This is a genomic window from Streptococcus parasanguinis (genome assembly GCF_015557775.1).
GTDB lineage: Bacteria > Bacillota > Bacilli > Lactobacillales > Streptococcaceae > Streptococcus > Streptococcus parasanguinis_AA.
This window is the reverse complement of the sequence record NZ_JADNOY010000002.1, coordinates 207,245-213,330: the sequence shown is the minus strand read 5'-3', so window position 1 is coordinate 213,330 and position 6,086 is coordinate 207,245. Positions and strand designations below refer to the sequence as shown.

Genomic DNA, 6,086 nt, shown 5'->3' with positions numbered 1-6,086 from the left:
CGAGCTTGTCACCAGTGATATCGAATTTCTCTTCAGAAACAACGTATTTCTCTGGTTGGAACTTAGGTTCTTCTGGAGGACGAACAGTATTGTTGAACTCTTTATCGGCAGGATCTGTCACGTTTGTGATCAAGGCTTTCGCTGTACCATCATGACGAACTTCAACTGTAACGACAGCTTTCATTGTATCGTATGTAACGGTTGCGTCTGAGCCTTTAACTTCTTCTACTGTGTACTTGTAGGTACCTTCTTGACCCTTCTGGTATTTAAGGGCAGTGACAGTTTCACCAGCTTTATTGGTGTAATCCACTGGAGCAAACTTGATCTTACCAGCTTTGTCGTTGGTTGCAGTCGCAATCACAACATTGTCGCTGTCTTTCAACTCGAATGTGAATTCGCCAGCTTTAAGGTCGCGACCTTCCAATTTCTTAGTGAAGTTGAATTCTACTGAGATTGGAACACTGTTGACACGTTTTTCAGTTGGTTTGTTTGGTTTTTCAACTGTCTTGCTTACTGGGTTGTAGTAGTTAACGACTTGTGCTGCTTTGTTTTCAATATCTGCACCAGCTGCGACATCGTCTTTCACTGTTGCTGGAATATCAAATTTATAGTAGCGTCCAAATTCGAACTTAGTAGTATCAATGATTTGTGTATTTTCAGCGTCGCCAAGTGACTTAGTGAAGCCATCCTTAAGGTTAGCTATCAGAACACCATTGTTATCAGCGATATCGAATTTAGTCGTAACATCCGCACCAGTAACTGAATCGTAAACCTTGATATCTGAAGCATTAACAGTCAATTTATCCTTGTCGTAGTTATCTGTGATACCTACTGTTTGGATGTTATCTTTGTTGTTTGCGTCAAACTTAGTTGTATCCAACCATACTTGGTAGTAAAGTTTAGATCCACGTTCAACTGTCTTAGTATTCAAGTTTTCATCTTCGTTGTTTGAAGTTCCATCGACATATGGGTTTGTATTTGTTTCACCATATTTATCTGTCAATTCAGAATCGTCATCAACGAGCTTCGTACCTGTAATATCGAATTTCGCTTTAGAAACAACGTATTTCTCTGGTTGGAACTTAGGTTCTGTTGGAGGAGTTACCTTGTTGTTGAATTCTTTATCGGCAGGATCTGTCACGTTTGTGATCAAGGCTTTCGCTGTACCATCATGACTGACTTTAACAGTGACAACTGCAGCCATTTCATCGTAAGTGACAGTTGAATCTGTACCCTTAACCTCTGTTACAGTGTAAGTGTACGTACCTTCTTGACCCTTCTGGTATTTAAGGGCAGTGACAGTTTTACCAGCTTTGTTTGTGTAGTCAACTGGAGTGAACTTGAAGTTACCGCTTTCGTCGTTGGTTGCCGTTGCGATCACAACATTGTCGCTATCTTTCAACTCGAATGTGAATTCGCCAGCTTTGAGGTCGCGACCTTCCAATTTCTTAGTGAAGTTGAATTCAACTGAGATTGGAACATTGTTTACACGTTTTTCAGTTGGTTTTTCAGGTTTTTCAACTTTCTTAGTCGTTGGGTTGTAGTAGTTCACTACTTGAGCCGCAGTATTTTCGATATCTGCACCAGCTACCACATCGTCTTTCACTGTTGTTGGAATATCGAACTTGTAGTAACGTCCAAATGCGAATTTAGTTGTATCGATCACTTGTGTATTTTCTGCATCACCCAATGACTTCGTGAAGCCAGCTTTCAAGTTAGCAGTGATCACACCGTTGTTCACAGTAATATCGAATTTATCTGTTACTTCTGCGCCTGTTACAGAGTCATAGGCTTTGATGTCAGCTTTATTAAGATTTAATTTAGCTTCATCATAGTTATCTGAGATACCAACTGTTTGGATGTTGCCCTTGTTAGCTGCATCAAATTTAGTTGTATCCAACCATACTTGGTAAACCAATTTAGAACCACGTTCAACAGTCTTGGTATTCAAGTTTTCTGCTTCGTTGTTTGATGCATCGTCCGCATATGGGTTCGCATTTGTATCTGCGTACTTGTCTGCCAACTCTCTATCATCGTCAACGAGCTTGTCACCAGTGATATCGTATTTTTCTTTAGAAACAACGTATTTCTCTGGTTGGAACTTAGGTTCTGTTGGAGGAGTTACTGTATTGTTGAACTCTTTGTCAGCTGGTTCAGTTACGTTAGCGATCAATGCTTTCGCTGTACCGTCGTGTGATACTGTTACAGTTACTTCTGCCTTCATAGTATCGTAAGTGACAGTTGCGTCTGTACCTTTCACCTCTGTTACAGAGTAAGTGTAAGTACCTTCTTGACCCTTCTTGTATTTAAGGGCAGTGACTTTTTCACCAGCTTTATTTGTGTACTCTACTGGAGAGAATTTAATCTTACCATCTGCATCGTTGGTTGCAGTCGCAATCACAACATTGTCGCTGTCTTTCAACGCGAATGTAAATTCGCCAGCTGTTAGCGCACGACCTTCCAAACGTTTTGTGAAGTTGAATTCTGCAGTGATTGGTACACTGTTCACACGTTTTTGAGTTGGTTTTTCTGGAGTTTCTACAGATTTGCTTACTGGGTTGTAAACATGAACGATTTGGTTAGCTTTGTTTTCGATGTCTACCCCACCAGGAACATCAGCTTTAACTGTAGCTGGGATATCAAATTTGTAGTAGCGACCAAATGCAAATTTAGTTGTGTCGATAACTTGAGTGTTATCAGCATCACCTAAAGATTTGTTCATAGAAGATTTAGATGTAGCTGTAATGACTCCGTTAGCTACTGTAATATCAAATTTAGATGTTACATCAACTCCTGTTACGCTATCGTATGCTTTAATGTCAGCAGTGTTAACAGTCAATTTATCTGCATCGTATGTATCAGAAATACCTACAGCTTGGATGTTGTTCTTGTCAGTGAAGTTCTTAGTATCCAACCATACTTGGTAAACTAATTTATCACCACGCTCAACAGTCTTCGTATTGATGTTTTCTGCTTCATTGTTCTTGACTTGATCAGCATATGGATTTGCATTTGTTTCTGTGTACTCATCCTGAAGCTCATCGTCATCGTCCATTAATTTTGTACCTGTTAGGTCAAATTTTTCTTTATTAAGGACGAATTTTTCTGGCTGGAACTCAGGTGTTTCCGGAGGAGTGATTTTGTTGTTGAAGACTTTATCTTCCTTACCATCAGTTGATGCTCCGTTATCATCTACACCACCTGTTGATGATACGTTTGTTACAGTTGTAAGAGCATGACCATTCTTAGCAACTTCAACAGTGATCGTTGCCTTCATAGTGTCATACGTCATACCTACTTCTTTAGTTGCAGGGATCACTTCTTCTACTGTATAAGTATGAGTACCTACTTTAGTGTTGTCAAATGAAATTTCTGTAAAGGTTACAGTTCCATCTTTTTTGTTGGCAACAGTTTCAACTTCTTGTCCGTTTGCATCTTTAAGAACGAATTTAAATTCTCCGTCTTTAAGTTCACGTCCAGCTAATTTTTTACTGAAGTCAAACTTAGTCTTAACTGGTGCTACAACATAGTTGTTGAAGACTTTATCATCTGCGCTTGATTTGAATCCACCTTCAGCACTGTATTTAGTCGTAGCTACTAAATCACCTTGAGCGTTCTCAGTTACAGTAACAGTCATCGTAACTGTCATTGCATCGTAGTCAACGTTTGCATCTGAACCTGGAGTCTCAGTGATGGTGTAAGTGTAAGTTCCCGCTTTGTTAAATGTTAATTTGCTGAATGTAGCTTTACCGTCAGCTTTGTTAGTTACAGTTTCTTCATGAGCTGGAAGCGATTTATTTGGTTGTACCTCTTTTAGTTTGAATGTAAACTCACCATTTGCTAATACACGTCCTTCAAGTTGTTTTTCAACTTCTGGAGTTACTTCAACTGGCTCTTGTTTTACATAGTAGTAAATTGGTTGTTTATATGGTGTTAACGAGTTTAATAAGTCAACGTTTGTACCAATACCTTCTACTCCACGTTCTAATTGAGCGTTAGCTGAACCGTGTCCAATTCCATCTCCTAAGAATGGTACGAATACAGTTTTATATGGTGTATATCCAGAAGCTGTTTGGAAGTTAAATGGAACTTCTTTACCATTAGGATATTGTGTGACTGCTCCAGTTTTTGGATTAGTTTCTGTATGTGGAATAGTTGTAAGAGGTGATTTCTTAACAGCTAATTCTTGAGTATTAGCTTCACCTGGCTTAATTGGTTTAGTTTCTGCGATTAACATATAACCATCAGTACTTAATGATCCATCTGAACGTTTGCTTTGTTGTCTTGGATCTAGCAAGTAAACACGAATAACTACTGAACCGTCTTCTCCAACTACTTCTTTAATACGTTTAATACCATAACGGTCCGCATCCATGAATTTAGTTCCAACTTTGTAAGGGCGACTTACATAACCTGATTTGTCATTTGCGTCAGCTGTTTGATAAAGTTTATATCCATCGAATTGACGTTCACCAGATGCTGTGAAAGTTTGTCCTTCTTCAGCTTTAAGAGTATATCTAGCTAAATCTACTTCATTACCATTTTCTTTATAATCTTGAACAGTTTTATCTGTTTTATTAGCGTTAAATGTTGGATTATTTTTATCAACTACTTTATAGTAAGTTGTTTTATTAATTGTTTCTGGTATTTTAGCATTTGAATCAGTAATTGTACGACCGTTATAAGCTGGTTCTACAACGTTTAGTATATCTGTTGTAGTACGGGCGTTGTAAACCGCAGTATAAAGTGCTTGTTCAGCTGGTGTAAGGGTATGTCCAGCTGCTACTAAATCTGTGATACTTTTCCCAACTTCATAACCATTTTGAATAAATGGTTGAGGGTCTTTACCATTTTCAGTAGTACCAGATTTATAATCTATTTGGAAAGTTAATTGACTATTAGATGCTGCTGTAGTAGTAGTGAATTTTTGAACTCCACTAGATGAAGTAACAGTTCTTGTTTCTACTACATTACCAGTTGTTTTATCAATTAAATCAACAGTTGTATCTGTAGATTCATCAAATCTCTTATACGCACGTGCATAGTATTTTGTACCATAACGTTCATTGAATCTAGTTAAATCCCAGATAGCGTATGTGTACCAGTCTCCTTCTTTTCCTGCGTAACCAGATGGTACAGGTTGAGAGCTTACAGTTGCACCGTTAGCATCTTTAATTTCTGGAGTTACTTTTTCCCCATCTTTTAAGTAAGTACTTACGGCTACCGGGTTAGAGTTGTGGTCTCCAGTGACAGCTTCGTCAGTAACAGCGCGACGACTACGACGACGGCCGCTTATTGCTAATGCTCCTGCATTTGTACGTTCTGCATTAGCATTTGCTACAGCCACAGCTGTATCTGCACCTGTACTTGCTGAACTTTCTGCTTGCGTACCAGTGATCGGAGCTGCTGAACTTACAGTAGCTGAAAAAGTAGTCGTTCCTGCTGGTGTAGCTGCTTCTTCTCTTGCAGCTGCTCTTTCTGAGCTTTCACCTGCTGCAGCAGGAGTTGCAGTAGGTTGAGCTGTGGTAGCCGCTGTTGTAGAAGCTGGTTTAGAGCTTGACTCTTTTTTCTTCTCTACAGGTTTGCTGGTTTCTGATGACGCTGTCGTTTTTGGAGCTTCTTCAGATTTTTTAGTTTCAGCTTTAGCTGGTTTTGCAGCTTCTTCAGCTTTCGCTTCCTTGTTTTCTGTAGCAGCTGGTGTTTCAGCTACTTCAGCTTTTTCAGTTGCTGGAGCTGGTGCTTCTGGAGTTGCAGCAGAATTAGGAAGGTCTACTTTTAGTGCAGGTGCTCCCTCACCATAGACTGGGGAAGCACCTGGTGCTTCTGTTTGACTTGATTCTGTTGCAGCAGGTTGCGTTTCTGAAGCTGCTGTTTCTGCAGGTCCAGAGGCTGCTGTTGCTTCATCCGCTGATGCAGATTGAGCTCCTGCAGCAAAGAGCGCTGTTCCTAAGAGAACAGAACAAACCCCAATGCTATATTTTCGTAAAGAAAAGCGTTGGCGTCTATTGAAAATATCCTTCATTTATAGGATCTCCTTTTTCATATTTCATGATTCCATGATACAAATAAAATTGTAACATTATTGA

The 6,086-nt window shown here is 39.4% G+C and carries 1 protein-coding gene; it reads right to left on the bottom strand.

From position 1 onward, the window contains the following. On the bottom strand, positions 1-6,022 hold a 6,022-nt coding region (locus I2F76_RS10535; RefSeq protein ID WP_229289661.1), incomplete at its 3' end, for a Spy0128 family protein. Between the last annotated feature and the right edge of the window lie 64 nt (positions 6,023-6,086).